Origin of the sequence: Syntrophothermus sp. (assembly GCF_013314835.1) — a bacterium.
In the GTDB taxonomy this organism is placed as follows: Bacteria; Bacillota; Syntrophomonadia; order Syntrophomonadales; family Syntrophothermaceae; genus Syntrophothermus; species Syntrophothermus lipocalidus.
The window spans coordinates 1-16911 of the sequence record NZ_JABUEX010000045.1 but is presented as its reverse complement, the minus strand read 5'-3'; the positions used below and the strand labels follow the sequence as shown (position 1 = coordinate 16911).

Annotated in this window: 17 protein-coding genes; 1 reads left to right on the top strand and 16 read right to left on the bottom strand. The window is 48.6% G+C overall.

Going from position 1 to position 16911, the window contains the following annotated elements; translation table 11 throughout:
- Positions 1-144 precede the first annotated feature (144 nt).
- From nrdD to HPY90_RS11920, 14 genes are all read right to left on the bottom strand, one after another.
- A complete protein-coding gene (nrdD, locus tag HPY90_RS11985; RefSeq protein ID WP_287194761.1) occupies positions 145-2160 on the bottom strand; it encodes an anaerobic ribonucleoside-triphosphate reductase in 2016 nt (671 codons plus the stop codon).
- Entirely contained in the window at positions 2161-2634 is a 474-nt protein-coding gene (gene nrdR, locus HPY90_RS11980) for a transcriptional regulator NrdR (RefSeq protein ID WP_013174993.1), read from the bottom strand.
- A gap of 196 nt (positions 2635-2830) precedes the next feature.
- Positions 2831-3079 (bottom strand): YlmC/YmxH family sporulation protein, encoded by a 249-nt coding sequence (locus HPY90_RS11975; protein WP_013174992.1) that lies wholly within the window; start codon positions 3077-3079, stop codon positions 2831-2833.
- A gap of 161 nt (positions 3080-3240) precedes the next feature.
- Positions 3241-3405 (bottom strand): hypothetical protein, encoded by a 165-nt coding sequence (locus tag HPY90_RS11970; protein WP_013174991.1) that lies wholly within the window; start codon positions 3403-3405, stop codon positions 3241-3243.
- Between the two features lie 26 nt (positions 3406-3431).
- Positions 3432-4202, bottom strand: coding sequence for an RNA polymerase sporulation sigma factor SigG (gene sigG, locus HPY90_RS11965; protein ID WP_013174990.1), 771 nt, complete (start codon positions 4200-4202; stop codon positions 3432-3434).
- Between the two features lie 145 nt (positions 4203-4347).
- Positions 4348-5028, bottom strand: coding sequence for an RNA polymerase sporulation sigma factor SigE (sigE, locus tag HPY90_RS11960; protein WP_502707209.1), 681 nt, complete (start codon positions 5026-5028; stop codon positions 4348-4350).
- Between the two features lie 66 nt (positions 5029-5094).
- Positions 5095-5973 (bottom strand): sigma-E processing peptidase SpoIIGA, encoded by an 879-nt coding sequence (locus HPY90_RS11955; protein WP_013174988.1) that lies wholly within the window; start codon positions 5971-5973, stop codon positions 5095-5097.
- A gap of 314 nt (positions 5974-6287) precedes the next feature.
- Entirely contained in the window at positions 6288-7343 is a 1056-nt protein-coding gene (gene ftsZ / locus HPY90_RS11950) for a cell division protein FtsZ (protein ID WP_041433387.1), read from the bottom strand.
- Between the two features lie 14 nt (positions 7344-7357).
- Complete coding sequence (gene ftsA / locus HPY90_RS11945) at positions 7358-8599, bottom strand: cell division protein FtsA (protein WP_013174986.1); 1242 nt, start codon at positions 8597-8599, stop codon at positions 7358-7360.
- 78 nt (positions 8600-8677) lie between these two features.
- Positions 8678-9013: a small basic family protein gene (locus HPY90_RS11940; protein WP_013174985.1), complete on the bottom strand. Its 336-nt coding sequence runs from the start codon at positions 9011-9013 to the stop codon at positions 8678-8680.
- A gap of 19 nt (positions 9014-9032) precedes the next feature.
- Positions 9033-9737: a DUF881 domain-containing protein gene (locus HPY90_RS11935; RefSeq protein ID WP_287194753.1), complete on the bottom strand. Its 705-nt coding sequence runs from the start codon at positions 9735-9737 to the stop codon at positions 9033-9035.
- Positions 9738-9752: 15 nt separating this feature from the next.
- The gene (locus tag HPY90_RS11930; RefSeq protein ID WP_013174983.1) at positions 9753-10487 is read right to left on the bottom strand and encodes a cell division protein FtsQ/DivIB; all 735 of its coding nucleotides are present in this window, start codon (positions 10485-10487) and stop codon (positions 9753-9755) included.
- Positions 10488-10588: 101 nt separating this feature from the next.
- Positions 10589-12967 (bottom strand): heavy metal translocating P-type ATPase, encoded by a 2379-nt coding sequence (locus HPY90_RS11925; RefSeq protein WP_287194751.1) that lies wholly within the window; start codon positions 12965-12967, stop codon positions 10589-10591.
- Between the two features lie 68 nt (positions 12968-13035).
- Positions 13036-13395, bottom strand: a complete 360-nt coding sequence (locus HPY90_RS11920; RefSeq protein ID WP_287194750.1) for an ArsR/SmtB family transcription factor — start codon at positions 13393-13395, stop codon at positions 13036-13038.
- Between the two features lie 259 nt (positions 13396-13654).
- On the opposite strand from HPY90_RS11920, the gene HPY90_RS11915 reads away from it, so the two are divergent.
- Positions 13655-14068, top strand: a complete 414-nt coding sequence (locus tag HPY90_RS11915; protein WP_287194749.1) for an arsenate reductase ArsC — start codon at positions 13655-13657, stop codon at positions 14066-14068.
- A gap of 71 nt (positions 14069-14139) precedes the next feature.
- Here the strand turns inward: HPY90_RS11915 and murA are convergent, their stop codons facing one another.
- Positions 14140-15393 (bottom strand): UDP-N-acetylglucosamine 1-carboxyvinyltransferase, encoded by a 1254-nt coding sequence (gene murA, locus HPY90_RS11910; RefSeq protein ID WP_013174979.1) that lies wholly within the window; start codon positions 15391-15393, stop codon positions 14140-14142.
- A 21-nt stretch (positions 15394-15414) separates the two neighbouring features.
- A complete protein-coding gene (gene murC / locus HPY90_RS11905) occupies positions 15415-16800 on the bottom strand; it encodes a UDP-N-acetylmuramate--L-alanine ligase (RefSeq protein WP_013174978.1) in 1386 nt (461 codons plus the stop codon).
- Positions 16801-16911 lie beyond the last annotated feature (111 nt).

Genomic DNA, 16911 nt, shown 5'->3' with positions numbered 1-16911 from the left:
AACTATTGTCCGACGAATGTTGGCCGGCTCGTTCCAACATTGTTCGCCTGTCTAACACGTCTTTGTGTTTGCAAATTCTAAGTAATAATTAATCTGTGTAAATCTGCGTTAATCTGTGTCCATCAGTGGCTATTTTCGGAACCGCTAGAACCGGTGGCTTTTGCGATCCCTTAGTTCGGCAACCTTAGCATCGTTGAAACGGTCGACCGTCGACAAGTACCCCGTGATCCGGCGAACCCTCTTGATCTCTTGACCCCCACAGTTAGGACAGGCGTCGCCTGGGATAACTCCGCGGTAATAACAGCTCTCACAGAAATCGATGGGGAAGTTTATACCTACGTACCCCATGTCGCAAGCTCGCATGTGCTTGATTACGGTCTCAATAGCATCGAGGTTGTGGACCGGAGGCGAAGGAAACTCTATATAACTTATGTGCCCGGCATTGGTGTATTTGTGATACGGGCCTTCCTTGCTTATCTTCTCGAAAATACTGATATCGTGGTTTACGGGTATGTGGAACGAATTAGTATAGTATTCCTTATCAGTTACTCCAGGTATTTCTCCGTACTGTTCCCGGTCAATGCTGACAAACCTTCCCGAAAGCCCCTCAGCCGGAGTAGCGAGCAGAGTATAATTTAAATCATACTCGTCACAAGCTTTGTCAATCATCCTTCGCATGTACTGGACGATAGATATGCCCATCGCCTGCGAGTCATTTGACTCACCGTGATGCTTGCCGTTCAATAATATCAAAGCTTCAGCCAGGCCAATGAACCCAACCGAAAGAGTACCGTGCTTTACGGCAGGCTCGATAACGTCATCATCTTTCAAATCCTCGGAACCTAGATAAAGATGTTGTCCCATCACAAAAGGCAGGTCTTTTACTTTAAGCTCTGATAACACTCGGTAACGGTGGTATAGCTGCTCGCAAGCCAGTTCCAGCATCTTTTCCAGTTGCCGATAGAACTCTCCTATCAAGCCCTTGGCCTTTATCGCTAGGCGGGGCAGGTTAATAGTGGTAAAAGCGATGTTTCCCCTCCTTTCTGTGATAGAGGGGCCATGGCGATTGGCAATAACCCGAGTACGGCATCCCATGTAAGCTACGTCATTACCGTACTGGTCGTTAAAAGAAGAATCCATGAAACTGAAAGTCGGGTTCATACGCGTGGCGGCCACTCTCAAAGCCAGCAAGAACAAATCATAATTCGGGTCTTGGGGGTTGAGATTGACTCCTTCCCTCACCCTAAAAATCACATTGGGAAATATCGGGTTTTCCCCCCGCCCCAGTCCTGCCTCATAAGCTAACAGGAGATTACGGGTTACCTTCCTCCCTGCTTCCGAGGTATCACAACCTAGATTAATCGAAGAAAAAGGCACCTGAGATCCCGCCCGGGAGTGCATGCTGTTCAAGTTATATACCAAAGCCTCCATGGCCTGGTATGTCTCTTCTTCACTGGCATTTTCTACAAACGGAGCCATATCCCGGTCAAAAAAGGGAAACGATTGACCTCCATACATGTCGTTCTGCGAACTCTGTAGGATAATCGCCGCTAAGGCCGTTGCCGATGCCGGACGTTTGGGGGGCCTGATGTAGCCATGCCCATTGTTAAACCCCGCAGCAAGTATGTCTCCTAAAGGCAGCTGCAAACAATTCAAGGTCTTCTTGTAGAAATCAAGATCATGGATGTGTATATCACCTTCCCGGTGCGCCTGGGAGAATTCTGGAGGCAATACCCGGTTGAGGTAGTATTGCTTGCTGGCCGCACTGGCTATCTGCAGCATCTTGGCACTCGGACTGTTACCTACATTGGCATTTTCGCGGCTGGTTTCCTTGAGGATTTCTTCGACCACGTCCATGAGATCCGACTTGGCTTCCCGGTACCGAGTGCGCTGATCCCGATACAGAATGTAGGCTTTGGCTGTCTTGGCATGCCCGTGTTCGATAAGGACTTTCTCAACAATATCTTGAACGTCCTCTACTGTGAACACTTCTCCTTGATACTTTTGTCCCAAAACCCGCATTACTTCTAAAGTAAGTTCCAAAGATTTTTGTCTGTCTTCCCCACCCACAGCCTGAGCTGCTTTGAATATGGCCTCCGTTATCTTTGAAGGATCAAAAGGAACCTCTCTCCCGTCTCTCTTCTTGATTTTGGTAAACACTTATCTTTCCTCCTCTGTAGACGTTCCTCGCTGCAGTTGCTCGATGGTCTGTATGAACCCGTCCAGATCTGCAAACTCGCGATATACCGAAGCAAACCTGACATAAGCCACTTTATCGAGGCTTCTAAGCTCGTCCATGACTTTTTCGCCAATAACCATACTGGTAACTTCACGGTCGTACTTGTCTCTCAGTTCCCTTTCAATATCTCCTACAACCCTCTCTATATCTTCCATGGTTACCGGTCTCTTCTCGCACGCCTTTAATATTCCAGCTGCTAGCTTGTCCCTGCTGAACTGCTCCCGATTCCCGCCTTTCTTAACGACGAGAAGTGGAGTAACCTCGATTCTCTCATACGTTGTAAAGCGGCGTTTGCAGTTAGAACACTCCCTTCGTCTTCGTATGCTCTCTCCGTCATCACTATATCGAGATTCGATCACCCGGCTCTCCATTTCTCGGCAATACGGACATTTCATCCGCTTTCCTCCCCCACATATTGTGTATAAACACATTTCGCACCCTATATCTCGTATTATATAATCATCTTTTCACTTTGAACAGGAAAAAATTGTCGATGTTAGCCTCGAGTTCAAGAAAAGAAACCCTGTTTTTGACAGGGTTTCTTTGTTGAATGAATCTCCATAGAGATATCAGGCGCATAGTAGTTTCTGATCAAGAAAGAAGATGATCTCCCAGCTCGACCAGAATAACATCTCGCCCTATTTTGCTTATTTTTTCCCAAGGAACAACCACGTTTTCTCTACGGGAAAAAAAGCCCAACCACCTGCTGGGGCCAGGTAAAACGATAGCCGTTACCCTACCTTTCTCAATGTCAAGGTCGATGTCTATGATACAGCCCAGCTTTTTCCCGTCTAAAACGTTAATCACCTCACGGGTTCTGAGTTCTGATATCTTGACCAAGCGCCTCACCTCTATAATTTTCCTGTACCTGATTCTAATATATGAGAAACAAACCTATTATGTGATAACAAAGCAAAAAAAGAGCCGCCATCAGGCAGCTCATTCTTATCCCCAACCAGGCTTCTACAAACCCGGTTTTAACGCCTTCAATTCTCAGCAGTTCAGCAGTACCGTTGAAGATGTAACGCGTTGTCCGCTGTTACGTGGGTTTGTATTAGATTATAGGGAGAAAAAGCCTCCTCGTTACGCCAGTAATAAACCGCGAGCGGAATCACCAAGAACAGCATTGCGGCAACTATCAAGAGTGCTAGTAATTGCCTAGTCACGCTGAATCCTCCTCTCTTGACCCTTTTTAGATATATTTTTTCATGTGTTTTAGAGCAGCTTTTTCGAGGCGCGAAACTTGAGCCTGGGAAATGCCTATTTCCTCTGCTACCTCCATTTGAGTCTTCCCTTCGAAAAACCGCAAGGTTAAAATCAGCTTTTCCCTTTCGGATAATTTCTTCAAGGCTTCCCTAATCGAAATACCCTCTAACCAAAGCTCATCAGTGGTTTTGTCATCGCTGATCTGGTCCATGACCAGAATGGGATCGCCCCCGTCGTTGTATATAGGTTCAAAAAGGGATACCGGTTCCTGAATAGCGTCTAGAGCAAAAACCACTTCTTCTTGAGAAACTTCCAAGCGATCTGCTATTTCCGCTATCGTAGGTTCTCTGGACTTTTCCGCCAACAGTTGTTCTCTCACCTGTAATGCTTTGTAAGCTACATCCCTTAAAGACCGTGATACCCTGACCGGGTTATTATCCCTCAAATACCTCCGAATCTCGCCTATGATCATGGGGACGGCATAGGTAGAAAATCTTACGTTCTGTTCCAAATCGAAGTTGTCTATGGCTTTTATCAAACCTATACAGCCTACCTGAAAAAGGTCATCTACATATTCGCCACGGTGGTTAAACCTTTGAATAACGCTTAAAACCAACCTTAGATTGCCCCGAATCAGCTCTTCCCGGGCCTGGCGATCGTTCTGCTTGACCCGTAAAAACAGGTCTCGCATGCGCTCGTTTTTCAATACGGGGAGATTAGAAGTGTTAACACCACAGATCTCGACCTTATTTAGCAAGTGTACACCCCTTCCCCTTACATTGTCTTGATACTTCTTTTAGAGATTATTTGCTTTTGTTTCGCTGTTTATTCTCGAATTCGAAGAAACAAAAAAGGCTTGAACCTCTCAAGCCCTCTTTGAGTCGCGCTTATCTTGTTACGATTCACTCTATTTTTCGAATTTCGCGGCGAAGACGTTTTAAGATACGTTTTTCCAGTCGAGAGATATATGACTGCGAAATCCCCAAGATGTCCGCCACTTCTTTTTGCGTCTTTTCGTAACCGTCCTCTAAACCAAAGCGCAACTGGATAATTCTCTTTTCTCGGGGAGGGAGCCTGAGTATGGCCTGAGACAAGAGCTTCTTCTCAACCTCCTCTTCTATGGTCTTGTATATCATATCACCATCTGTTCCCAGCACGTCTGAGAGCAAGAGTTCGTTTCCGTCCCAGTCCACGTTCAGCGGTTCATCCAGTGAAACCTCAGCCCTGGTCTTCAGGTTGCGCCGCAGGTACATCAGAATCTCGTTTTCTATACAACGGGAAGCATAAGTGGCCAATTTGATGTTCTTTCGGGGTTCGAAAGTATTCACTGCCTTAATCAAGCCTATGGTTCCTATAGAAACCAGGTCCTCGATGTTTATACCGGTATTCTCAAACTTTTTTGCTATGTAAACTACCAAACGCAGGTTATGTTCGATCAGAGTACTCTTGACACCGTTATCACCTTGTTCTAACCTCTGCAACAGGGTGCTTTCCTCTTCCGAGCTCAAAGGTGGGGGCAAGATTTCGGTGCTGCCTACATAATAGACGTACCCGGCAAGTCTCCTCGCTATAACCTTCGCCATCCACACTCTCAAGATACCAAGTAATCGGCCGAGCAAATTCCGCATCAACCCGTTTACCCCCTTTTCCTATTGCAGGATTTTGGATGGAAGGAGCATCTGAAATTTGTTGTCCGGGCTTAACTTGTCCCAGTGTATTCCTACCACAATGTTCTGCTGGTAAATAGGCCGCAAACCGGTATCTATCACCACGTTATCACAACGCAGCCCCGGCAATAGCCCGTGCTTCTTGCCGATAGAAGTGAATGGTATAAGCCGTAATCGGTTAGCCCAAACAGTTCCCGGCATAGCCCGCAAAAAGTCCTCGCCCTTAGCCACTCGGTCCAAGGCCTGTTTCACGTCCTCGGGCAAGCACGAACGCAACAGGCTGTATTCCATTACGATGACCGGCCTGCCTGTCAGTGGGTCACAAAGGTTGTTGCCCGTGTCCAGGAACCCATCTCCTTTACAGACAAATTGGTCGAAAGATACCTTCACCGGGAGACACACCAGGCGCGGTATAAACTTTTCCAGAAAATATTTCTCCCCTGCCCTTCCCAGGGTAAAAGCACACAGAATCCCTACCGCCAGCCACGCGTACGAAAATTGGAACCCCGATAAACTGCTTCCAATAAAATAAGACGAACCCATGACTGCCCCGGCAACAGCAAAGCTGACCCCATAGAAGCAGGCAAAGGCCCTCCAGAACTCCTTCCAGTTAGATGGGCAGAAAGCGAAAATCACTAGCAACGAAGATGCTATCCCCTTAACTGGTAACTGGTACCAAGGGCCAAGTTCGGGAAAGAGGTACCCTACGGCATATATTCCCCCAAAAACAGCAGCAGTCATAAGCCGCCGGTAGTTCACTGGTAAACCGACCAGTTTAGCCGTACTCCACAAGATAACAAAGTCCATTACGACATTTATCAAAAAGGTCAAGTCGGCGTATACGCACCTGCCCACCATCATCGAAAAGCACCTCTAACCGGCTCAAGACGAACCTTAGTCCGGGTACCTAATCATTAAATAACTATGAACATATGCCTGGATAAAGACCTCACTAATACCAGGAAAATTATACTATAGATGCTTATGGCAATATGTCATTATATGGTATTTGCCGATTATCCCCGCACGATAAAAACCCCTTGTTACAACAAATAGTAACAAGGGGTTCCTTGCTTCTATATTAAAGCCTTCTATGCAAGTACTCCTATCTTCTACATATGACACCGCTGGTTTTCACGAAGGTCTGTCTATACCGGTCAGGTCCCCTATCGCTCCTAACCTTTTCGCCGCAGGAAGGTCGGAATGTCGAGATCCGGAGGAGTGCCAAAGGATCTTGGATGTTCGTATCCCCCGATAGCCCCTCTATTCACGTTCCGTTCCGTATCAAAACCCGTGGCTATAACCGTCACCCTCACTTCATCCTGGAGGCTGTCATCCACTACCGCTCCAAAAATTATGTTGGCTTCCGGGTCGGCCGCTTGAGCTATGATTTCCGCTGCCTCGTTGACTTCGAACAGCGTCAAGTTCGAATCCCCGGTGATATTGAAAAGAACCCCTTTTGCCCCTTCAATCGATGTTTCTAATAAAGGGCTAGATATGGCTGCCCTGGCTGCCTCCGCTGCCCGGTTCTCTCCCCTGGCAATACCAATTCCCATTAGGGCCGAACCGGTTTCCATCATGATGGTCTTGACATCTGCAAAATCACAGTTGATGAGACCAGGAACCGCAATCAGGTCAGATATGCCCTGAACCCCTTGCCGTAAAATATCGTCGGCAATCCTGAAAGCTTCATTGATAGAAGTATGTTTATCGATAACCTGGAGAAGGCGATCGTTTGGTATAGTTATGAGACTGTCTACCTTGCTTTTCAACTCTGCAATGCCCTTTTCTGCTTGCCCGCCCCGCTTGCGTCCTTCGAACTGAAACGGCCTGGTTACTACCCCTACAGTTAAGGCTCCTGCTTCCTTGGCCAGCTGAGCCACGACTGGAGCCCCTCCGGTGCCAGTACCTCCACCCATTCCTGCGGTTACAAACACCATGTCTGCCCCCTGCAAAGCCTTCTTGATTTCGTCGGCGCTTTCTTCTGCTGCTTTTTTGCCTATCTCAGGGTTCGCTCCTGCTCCTAATCCCTTGGTCAACTTCTCTCCAATTTGAATCTTCTTTTCCGCCTTGGACAGGTATAAAGCCTGGGCATCGGTGTTTATCGCAATGAACTCAACCCCTTTCAGCCCGGCTTCGATCATTCTGTTTATAGCGTTGTTGCCTCCCCCGCCGATCCCGATAACTTTGATATCGGCGTATTGTTGAATCTCCACATCCAATTCCAGCACCACTCGTGAACCTCCTATCTGAACAGATCTTTGAACCACAGAATAACTCTACCCAGCCAGCTTCCCAACAACAACTCCTCATCCAGGTTTACGTCAGAAGCAGAATTCTTCAAATCATACAACAGAGCACCTAAAACAGCAGCATATTGTCCCTGCTTAAACTCTCCGTTGATAAATCTCGTGTTTTCTGGCAAACCAACCCTAGCTGGGATATGTAAGTATTCTTCGACCGACCTAGTAATTCCTCTTAGATTAGAAGTTCCCCCAGTTAAAACTATTCCTCCAGGAGGAACCCCTATTACCCCTGCGCGGAATAGTTCCCCCTGTACTATCTCCAACATCTCTTCTATCCTTGGCTGAATTATGGAAGCAACAAACTTCTCTGATACCTGTCGACTTGCTTGCCCGTTAATATTAGATACCTCTATTATTACGTCTTCTCTTGCTGCATCCACACTGCTGCATCCGTGCTGTTCCTTAATACGGTTCGCTTCCTCGAGATTAGTCCTCAATCCAACTGCCAGATCCCTGGTTATATGCTCTCCTCCCACCGGGATGATCGAGCTGAAAACCAATCCTCCTTGTTCGTAGATCGAAATATCCATGGTACCCCCGCCGATATCCACCAAGACAACGCCCATTTCCTTCTCTGCGGGGGAAAGAACTGACTCGGCCGCCAAGAGCGTGTTCAGGGTCAGTTCTTTTACCTTCAAACCGGCGCGTCCCACGGCTTTCATAAGGTTCTGGACTGCGGTGGTCGCTGCCGTCACCAGAACAGCTTCTACCTCCAGCCTGCTCCCGGCCATACCCACCGCATCCGTTACACCCTCGTAACCGTCAACAATGAATTGTCGCGGTAACAAATGAATTATTGAACGATCAGGCGGAATAGCAATCATCTTAGCAGCATGAACCACGCGTTCAACGTCTTCCTGCACAATCTCGTTGCCAGGATGACCTACAGCCACTACCGCCCGGTTAGGAATTGTAGCAATATTGGCTCCAGAAAACCCCACGCGTGCACTGGCGATATTTATGCCACACATCCTTTCCAGATCATTGAGGCAACGGTCTATAGCCCTCGATGTGCTGTCTATGTCTATAACATTCCCCCTGCGCAAACCAAACGAAGGAACCTCGCATATCCCTAAAACATCAACAGCCCCGTCATAAGAAACCTGGCCGGCGGCCCCGGCTACTTTGGTAGTGCCCACATCCAATCCGACTAATATCTTCCGGTAGGATTTCTTAGCCATGAAAACCTCCACCAAAACATGACTAAGTCATTATTACCACACAGAATAAGATTTTCCTTTTTTTGGTGAAACTTTTTATCACCATTTTTTAAGGAGATATCGACGAATAATAGCCAGATTCTGGAATATCCTTACGCCAAATGCTACAACCGCTGCCAGATACAGCTCTACCCCCAAACGATCCCCCAGGTACGCCAACCCTGCGGCCAGCAGGATGTTGATAAAAAATCCACTCACAAAAACGATGTTGTCGAAAACATCCTCCATGTAAGCCCTTATGCCTCCGAAGACAGAGTCAAGGGCGGCTAAGATGGCAATAGACATATACTTTGCATAAAGAAAGGGTATAAAAACCGGCATCTGTAGCCCTATAAATATCCCGAACAACAGGCAAAACAGTATCAACACCCACATCGTTTATTCCGCCTTTGCATCATGATTTGGTCTGGGGTACTGCATACTGGAAATTGAGCGGACCTTTGTAGGCCGGTATCTCTATGGTTTGCATGACCTTAACCTGGCTCTTTATCCCCCACGTCTCCAATGTTTCCAGCCACCCGCCTTTCATTCGTATGGAACTTTCTAGCAGTTGGGGATCGCCAATAGCCTTGATCACAAAAGGAGGAGCAATTTTTGTAGTGTTCACCAAAATCGTCGGTCCCGCGCACCTTATTTCTGAGTTACTTACCAAACGCTGGTCGTTGACTGCTATAGCCTCAGCCCCGCCGGCTCTGAGCTCATTGACTAGCCGCAACAGATCCTCATCATGGACCAGATATAGGTTAGGATTATCCGTAGGCTGCAACGGCTGAGAACTGTCAGTCAAGGTCACGATTATCCCTGGGCCTTTTACCGGCACCAATCCGGCTAAAACATTCGCCCTCGTCAGCTCCTCGGTGAGCGCATTGATAGCCTGGTCTCGTTTGTTGGTTTGCGCCAATTTTTCTCTTAAGGAAGCCAGTTCGTCGGCTAACGCGTCTCTTTCTTTTGTAATCTTCTCCAGTTGTTCTGTGAGGTCCTGGGCTCTCGCCGTGGAGATATTGTTCGGATTAGCGGCCGTAGTCTTAAACTGAACAGCCAGCATAAACCCCAGGATGATGCAAACCAAGGCAACCGAAGCAATTGATTCCTTTTTCAATACTACTCGCCCCCACTACCTGTACTTCGCGACTGGCTGTCCCTTAAAGCGAAGATCCACGTAAGCTAAGGCCTCACCGGGGCTCAACTCTTGTTCCATCTCCAGCACTTGATCTATCATCCTTACCTTTTCCGACAGCCGATCGGTGTGGCCAAATCGAATCTCCGTACCGCGAAGAGTATAAATGTAAACCTGATTGTCTTTCCTGCAGTGAAACTCAGATATCTGGCTTAGCTGAAGCTCAGAGAGGTTATTTACAATATCCCGAACTGCACCTATCGCATCTTCATTCAATCTTTGTCCAATACTGATTTTGGGGGGAATTCCTTCCATTGTAATTACTGGGCATGACACGGTCTGAATCGATTCTGTTCGGTCGATAAATACCCCACAATCATCGATGATCCAAAAGGTCTCGCCTGCGGGCACGACCGCCCACGGTTTGCGCTCCACAACCTTGATCTCTATGCGATTAGGAAGATGACGGACCACTTTCGCGTCTTTGATCAGGGGATGTATCTTAACCGCTTGCTCAGCTCGAGCCGGGTCAATCTGAAAAATATTGGTGTCAGCTACTATTCCTGATAAAGCCTTGATTTCCCCTGCCATCACCACCTTGTTCCCTGTAACGGCCACCTCCTTAACCGAAAAAAGAGAGCTGTGGATCAGGGAATAAAAGGCGACTAAAGCCAAAAACAAAAACAAAGAGATGCTCATAGCTCTCTTTACCACCAATTTTCGAAGGGACATCGCTCACACCCCATCTGAATTATAACAAAAATCTACAGTGGCATAAACGATAAGAACAGATAATGATCCGCGGTTGCTTGCGAACAAACAACGCCTTAGTCTTAGTCTCGGGCCCGCAGTAACCTCATGCTGTTAAGAGTCACCAACAACGATGTCCCCGTATCTCCAGCCACCGCCAGCCACATGGTCAACCATCCCGGTATTACCAGCAACAAGATGATCCCTTTTAATAATAAGGAAAATGCTATATTTTGCCGAATGATACTCACGGCTTTTCGGCTCAGCTTCACCGTATAGGGTAACTTTAAGAGATCATCGGCCATTAAGGCAATATCGGCCGTTTCTAAAGCAGCATCGGTTCCTGCCGCGCCCATTGCGATGCCCACTGTCGACGCCGCCATGGCCGGAGCATCGTTCACCCCATCGCCTACCATCGCCACTTTACCATATTTGGCCAAAAGGTCTCTGATAACGTCCAGTTTCCCCTCGGGTAACAAGTCCGCTCTAAATTCGTCAATCCCTACCTCGCGACCAACAGCGCTTGCCGTAGATTCGTTGTCCCCGGTTAGCATCACCGTTTTCCTTATCCCTAGCTGTTTCAGTTTACTGACTGCCGCGCGGCTGTGTTCGCGCAAGGTATCCGCTGTCGCAATAAGCCCGAGGACTCTCTTATCATCTCCCACAATTATTACCGTTTTGCCACACGACTGCAACCTTGCAATGTCTTTTCGGGCTGCCGCAAGGCTAATCCCAAGTTCGGCAATGAAGCGTTCACTCCCGATGTGGTACCGCTTATCACCTATGTTTCCCTGTGCTCCCCGCCCTGGAACGGATCTAAACCCGCTAACGGCAGGCGCGTCAATTCCTGCGTCCTTGGCGTATTTCGTTATGGCCTCGCCTAAAGGATGCTCCGACCGCGCTTCAATAGCAGCTGCAACCTGGATTACTTCCTGAGCTGTGGCCGTTAGCGGAACCACATCAGTTACTCTCGGTTCTCCCACCGTCAAGGTGCCGGTCTTGTCAAAGGCAACAACAGAAAGAGTTCCGGCCTCTTCTAGGTAACCTCCACCCTTTATCAAGACCCCGTTTCTGGCCGCATTCCCCAACGCCGCCACTACAGCAACCGGAGTCGAGATGACAAGGGCACAAGGACAAGCGACCAGCAACATGGCCAAAGCCTCATACAGCCACTTGTTAAAAGGCTGGTGTAATCCCAAAGGGGGAACTATTGCAACCAGGATTGCTGCTGTTATGACGATTGGAGTATAGTAGCGGGCAAACCTATCTACTGTTTGCTGTGAAGGAGCCCGCTGGGTCTGCGCTTGTTCTACCAAACGGATGATCCTCGATACCGTGTTGTCCTGGGCAGCTCTGGTGACCTCAACCTCAAGAGCCCCCAATCCGTTAATACTTCCTGCTAAGACCTCATCACCGGGTTTCTTTTCCACCGGCACCGACTCTCCGGTTATGGCAGCTTGGTTGACAAAAGTAGTTCCCTCCAATATCCTGCCATCTACGGGCACACGCTCACCCGGGCGCACTATTACTACATCTCCAATCCGGATATCTTGCACTGACAGTACCTGCTCACGCCCGTCCCGCCGAACGACTGCCTCGTCGGGTGCGAGTTCCATCAATGCTCTGATTGAACTCCTGGTCTTTTCGAAAGTGTAACCCTGTAAAGTGTTACCGAGCGAGAACAAGAATACCACCGCTGCCGCTTCTTCCAGGCGCCCTATAGCGACCGCTCCCACGACGGCAATCAATACTAATACGTTCATGTCAAGTTCTCTGGCACTCCTGAGCACCGCCCAACCGTTCCGGGCAGGTAAATATCCCCCAAACAAGATGGCGACCAAATAAGCAGCACTTACTATCGAACCGGGCAGACCGAGAAGACCGAAAAATAATCCTATCGCTACCATAGTTCCGGATAAAACCGTTGGCAACGCATACTTACTAGTAGCAGTGTTTTGCCCGTCAAACCCTGACTTAAGCCCTTTATCTTCTAGCTTTGCCGTGTAACCCATAGCTTCAATGGTCTTTAGGATTTCTGGCAACGGTCCGCTGTGGTCAACCTCAACCTTGGAAAGGGCAAGGTTCACAATAGCCCTCTTGACACCGGGAATTCGCCTCAGACCGGCTTCCAGCTTGGCAGCACAATCCCCGCAATCGAGGCCGAAAATTCGAATAGTGCTGGTAATACCCTCGGTAAAAGCACCGGCGTTTGAACACTGCTCCGCCTTTGTTGTTGTGTATCCCAATTCACTTACTTTGGAGACTACCTGTTCAACCTCGATCAGAGCCGGGTCATACAGAAAAGCGAGCTTGCTGGAATTCACCAGTACCTTGGCGTTAATTACCCCGGGCAACCCTTTAACTGCCTGCTCTACCCTGGCCGCACAATCAGGGCAGTCTATTCCCCTGACATAGATGTCGGCCGAAAACGCAGCATCTGGAATTGTTACAGCTTTGTCCATGAGCCTGTCCTCCGTTCTAAAGATACTTAGCGCTACTTCGGCGTCTCATCATGGCATCGAGAACGAATTCACTCGGTGACGTGCTCCAACCCTTGCTGGAAAAGCTTTTCCACATGTTTGTCTGCCAGCGAGTAATAGACTACTTTTCCCTCCCGGCGAAACCGGACCAGCTTCTGGGTGCGCAGAAGCCTCAGTTGATGAGAAACAGCGGACTCGGACGCGCCGATCACCGCCGCCAAATCGCACACACACAATTCCCTTCTTGACAGCGCGTAAAGCAATTTGACCCTCGTGGGATCTCCCAAAGCCCTGAAGACTTCTGCTAGCGCGTGGCTTACCTCCTCGGTTATCATCTCGCTCCGTACTTCCCTTACCGTGTCTTCATGAATACAATCGCTTTCGCAAAACTCTATTGATTCTCGCACCACCCTGTCCTCCCTCTGATTGGCCCCCGAAACCCTTCGTCCTTTTTTGTTATGTTCATATGAACAATTATTCATATTACAATTACACCTTAGCCCCGCTTTTACTATTTGTCAATAAGGAATCTAAGAATTACATGAAGAAGGAAGGCTTGTCTTCTTGGAGAATACCATAGCAAGGTTAGTTTGACGCCCTAAGAAACCTTGATACCGTGGATCGGAAGGCACGCCACACGCAATTTCTCAAAAGGGAGGTTACTTAGTTTTGAGAAGCAAACCAAAGGTCTTGTTCCTGTGTACCCAAAACTCAGCCCGTTCTCAGATGGCCGAAGCTCTAATGCGCCACATGTATGGGGATCGTTTTGATGTCTTCAGCGCTGGAACCAACCCCGGGGTTGTTAATCCCTATGCCATCAGGGCTATGCAGGAGTTGGGGGTAGACATGTCCAGCCACCGATCAAAAAGCGTGGATGAGTTCATGGACCAGGATTTCGATTACGTAGTTACTGTGTGTGACAACGCTCGAAAAAACTGTCCTTTCTTTCCAGGTAAGAATGTGATTCACCGGGCTTTCCGAGATCCGGCCGCAGCTAAAGGCACCAAGGAAGAAGTCATGGCGGTATTCCGGCAGATTAGAGATGAAATACAAAGCTGGCTCAAAGAACAGTTTGGGCAGTAAACAGCTCAAGAACCTGTACAGCAAGCGACGAATCAGAAACTGTTTGGGGGAGGGATTCGACCCTTTTGCTGCTACCCTTCATCCCTGTTTATGTCAGCCCCCAAACTCCTCAGTTTTTTCTCTAGGTTCTCGTAACCCCGGTCGATGTGAAAAGGTTTTTCTACTATAGTCTCCCCTTCAGCAGCTAACCCTGCCAACACCAGAGCTGCGCCAGCCCTCAGGTCTGTAGCTTCCACCCTAGCGCCGGTCAGTTTTTTCTTTCCTTGCACAACGGCTACCCTGCCTTCTACCCGTATATCTGCCCCCATTCTTCTCAATTCGTCCACGTGCATAAACCGATTTTCAAAAACAGTCTCAACTATAACGCTGGTCCCTTCCACTGTTGCCAACAGCGCCATCATCTGCGGTTGCATGTCGGTCGGGAACCCAGGAAAAGGAAGGGTCTTGATATCGACCGGCCTTAGTTTGTGCCCTCCTCGCACTCTTATCCCACCGTTGCACCGAATTACATTTACTCCTGATTCCATCAATTTGGCTAGTACCGGTTCTACGTGCTCTACCACCACATTGTCGATGAGAACATCGCCATTAGTTATGGCAGCTGCTACCATGAATGTGCCAGCTTCGATCCGGTCAGGAATCACATCGTATTCAACTCCTCCTAGGCTGCCCCCACCTTCTATGCGAATGGTGTCAAGCCCTGCCCCGCGAATCTTAGCTCCCATTCGGTTGAGAAAACTCTGCAGGTCCACTATCTCCGGTTCCCTAGCAGCGTTACGTATAATGGTGGTGCCTTCAGCCCCAACCGCAGCCATCATGATGTTCTCCGTCGCCCCAACGCTGGGAAAATCGAGCAGCACTTCCCTTCCTTTCAGGCAAGTCGCCTCAGCTTCTATATACCCCCTATCTTCGTTCACTTCACATCCCAGCAACCTAAAGCCCTTTATGTGCAAATCCATAGGCCGGCTTCCTATCGCGCACCCCCCGGGATAGGAAACCTTAGCCTTTCGAAACCTTCCCAACAACGCCCCCATCACTAGATTGGAAGCCCTCATCTTGCGGGTCAAAGCCTCAGGCAGTTCGCAACAATCTACTGAACGCGGATTAATAATTAGACTATCGTTTTCTCGTTTCACCTTAGCCCCTAGTTTCTTTAAAACCTCTTCCATTACCCGGACATCTTCTAAACTAGGCACGTTATGGAGGACACACTCATCGGTGCTAAGTAAACAAGCTGCCATTATCGGAAGAGTTGAATTCTTGGACCCGCTTACAGTAACACTCCCTTTTAAGCCTTTCCCTCCCTTGACCACAATCCTGGCCAATCGACTGCACCTCCGCTAAGCTCATGCTTGCGGGATCAGTTGACTCAATTCCTGCACCAGCTTAACTCCAGTCTGCCAGATATCCCCCGCGCCCATGGTAATTACCAAATCATCTGACTTCAACTGCTTGGCCACATAGTCGACTACCTCGTTTTTCGCCGGGATGTACACCGCATTGCATCCCTCAGCCACTGCTGACTTGTAGATAAGTTCACCGGTAACTCCAGGAATAGGTACTTCTCCCGCCCCGTAAACGTCAGTGATGATCACCATATCTGACCCTTGAAACGCCGGACCGAATTGGTGACCCAGCAATTTTGTCCTGGTATACCGGTGAGGTTGAAAGATAACAATAAGGCGGCTTCTATGAAACTGACGAGCCGCAAGAATCGTAGCCTTTATCTCGGTAGGGTGGTGGGCGTAATCATCGATTACGGTTATTCCGTTAAGTTTGCCTACAACCTCGAAACGTCTCTTGGCCCCCAAAAAACCCCCCAAGGCCCTCGTTATCCCTTCGAAATTAACCCCCACCTCACATCCTACGGCGATAGCAGCCATGGCATTAAGCACATTGTGAATCCCTGGTACCTTGAGATACACGTCTCCCAGCATCTGCCCCCGGCAATAGGCTTTGAAAGCCGAACCGATACCACAAGCTCTGATTTCGCGGCAGAAATAATCACTGTTGTCGTCAAATCCATAATAGACGAGACGAGCCCGGCTTTTCTGTTTGAGCCCTGCCAGAAATCTGTCTCCCGAAAACAAAACTGCAAACCCTTCAGGTAAAACCTGGTTTACAAACTGTTGGAAAGCGGACCGAATGTTTTCCTCTGATTGGTAATAATCCAGGTGATCATCCTCAACATTAGTCACGACGGCGACGTGAGGGTGAAGGCGAAGAAACGAAGCGTCACTTTCGTCGGCCTCAGCCACGAACAACTCTCCCCGCCCCAATTTAGCGTTGACAAGGCTTCGCTGCATCTGGCCTCCGATGATAAAAGTCGGATCCAAACCGTTGTCTTCGAGCACCAACGAGATCATGGAAGTAGTCGTAGTCTTACCGTGGGCTCCTGCTATGGCTATTCCTCGGTATTTATTCGAGAGTAACGCCAGCATCTCACCCCTTTTGATGACAGGAATGCCCAACCGTTTGGCAGCCTGAATCTCGGGGTTATCAGGCGGTATAGCGGAAGACACCACTACCAGCTCCGTTTTCGGCGAAAGAAAACCCTCGGCATGCCCTGTATATACCTTTATGCCTCTTTCCTCTAAGATTTTGGTCACTTCACTTTTGCGCAGGTCTGATCCGGATACACAGGCTCCCATCTCGTGCAAAACTACGGCAATACCGCTCATCCCTGCCCCACCTATGCCTACCATATGAATCCGTTTCCCTGTGACGGTCACTTCGTTTCATCTCCTTCAAGATACGGATTAACCTATTCTGCTAGATTTTCAATGTGATTTTCAATGTATAGTATGCGAAACTAATAGAAATGGTTACAGTAAACTTGTCCT

Excerpts from the sequence above, each read along its gene's own strand:
- ftsA (WP_013174986.1), bottom strand. The coding sequence starts at position 8,599 with ATGGCTAAGAAATCCTACCGGAAGATATTAGTCGGATTGGATGTGGGC.
- HPY90_RS11925 (WP_287194751.1), bottom strand. The coding sequence starts at position 12,967 with ATGGACAAAGCTGTAACAATTCCAGATGCTGCGTTTTCGGCCGACATC.
- HPY90_RS11955 (WP_013174988.1), bottom strand. The coding sequence starts at position 5,973 with ATGATGGTGGGCAGGTGCGTATACGCCGACTTGACCTTTTTGATAAAT.
- sigE (WP_502707209.1), bottom strand. The coding sequence starts at position 5,028 with ATGGCGAAGGTTATAGCGAGGAGACTTGCCGGGTACGTCTATTATGTA.
- HPY90_RS11930 (WP_013174983.1), bottom strand. The coding sequence starts at position 10,487 with ATGTCCCTTCGAAAATTGGTGGTAAAGAGAGCTATGAGCATCTCTTTG.
- nrdR (WP_013174993.1), bottom strand. The coding sequence starts at position 2,634 with ATGAAATGTCCGTATTGCCGAGAAATGGAGAGCCGGGTGATCGAATCT.
- HPY90_RS11940 (WP_013174985.1), bottom strand. The coding sequence starts at position 9,013 with ATGTGGGTGTTGATACTGTTTTGCCTGTTGTTCGGGATATTTATAGGG.